This window comes from Pseudomonas sp. 382 (assembly GCF_002759075.1).
In the GTDB taxonomy this organism is placed as follows: Bacteria; Pseudomonadota; Gammaproteobacteria; order Pseudomonadales; family Pseudomonadaceae; genus Aquipseudomonas; species Aquipseudomonas vlassakiae.
Genome location: NZ_PEMX01000097.1, coordinates 1 through 1,178, shown reverse-complemented (window position 1 = coordinate 1,178; position 1,178 = coordinate 1). Strand labels below are relative to the sequence as shown.

The window sequence follows — 1,178 nt, the reverse complement described above, 5'->3', positions numbered from 1 at the left end:
GCCTACATGGCCTACCTGATCTACAGGGGGCCGCGATGACTTGCGTACCGATTGGCGTCGGCTATGTCTGCTTCTCACCAGCCCATCGCCTGCGCCTGGCGGACGGTACCTGCGTTTACCTGAACTGGCACAGCTACCTTGGTCCGACCTTCTATCGCGATCGCTGTGAGCAGCGCGAGATCGAGGACTGGTACGAAAACCCGCTGATAGTCGACGCCCTCGACTGGTTCTGCAAGCGCGGACACCGCGCCTAACCCCTTCACCTACTACTCAAGCCCGCCGACATGTGCGGGCGAGGAACCTGCATGCTCGAAAACATAGAGGTGGTGCGCATCAAGCGCTTCGCCAGGAACACGGCTGGGCGCGATTTCGCGGTCGGCGACATCCATGGGCACTTCACCCTCCTCCAGGCCGCCCTGGACTCTGCCGGCTTCGATCCGGAAGTTGACCGGCTGTTCAGCGTTGGCGACCTGGTAGACCGCGGGCCCGAGTGCCGAGACGTGCTCGCCTGGTTGGAAAAGCCATGGTTCCACCCGGTGCGTGGCAACCACGACGACTACGTCTGCCGGTTCGATACCTGCGACGTAGAGAACTGGGTGTACAACGGCGGCGCCTGGTTCGCCGGCCTTGCCTGGGATGAGCAACGCGAGTTTGCCGCCCAGTTCCGCGAGCTGCCGATCGCCATCGAGGTAGAGACGCTAGGTGGCCTGGTCGGTGTCGTGCACGCAGACTGCCCATTCCCGTCCTGGGATCAGTTGCGGGCCGCGCTCGAGGCGCCGGAAACAGCCAAGCAGCTTCGACTAACGCAGAACACCTGCATGTGGTCGCGCAGCCGCATTGAGCTCGGCGAGACCGAAGGCGTGCATGGCCTGCGCGCCCTGGTGGTTGGCCACACCCCACTGCACAGGCCGGCGGCGCTCGGCAACGTCATCCACATCGACACCATGGGCTGGCGGCCGCAGGACGGCGGGTACTTCACCCTGCTCGACCTGGTCACCCTCGAAACAATCCCGCCCATGCCCGAAAAGCTCAGTTGGGACTGAGCCAGGAGCCATCCATGAACCTGATCGACTGCTACGTCACGAAGATCCTCGGCGAGCCGTACCGCAAGTTCGGCGCCTGTTGGGTCGATGCCGAATACGAGGCCTATGGCCGGATCAGCAAAACCCAGCTCATGT

2 protein-coding genes are annotated in these 1,178 nt (G+C 63.5%); both read left to right on the top strand.

What is annotated here, in order from left to right; all coding sequences use genetic code 11:
* On the top strand, window positions 1–254 hold a 254-nt coding region (locus CQW31_RS30745; protein WP_256587460.1), incomplete at its 5' end, for a hypothetical protein.
* A 51-nt stretch (window positions 255–305) separates the two neighbouring features.
* A complete protein-coding gene (locus CQW31_RS30740) occupies window positions 306–1,043 on the top strand; it encodes a metallophosphoesterase (protein WP_099816121.1) in 738 nt (245 codons plus the stop codon).
* Window positions 1,044–1,178 lie beyond the last annotated feature (135 nt).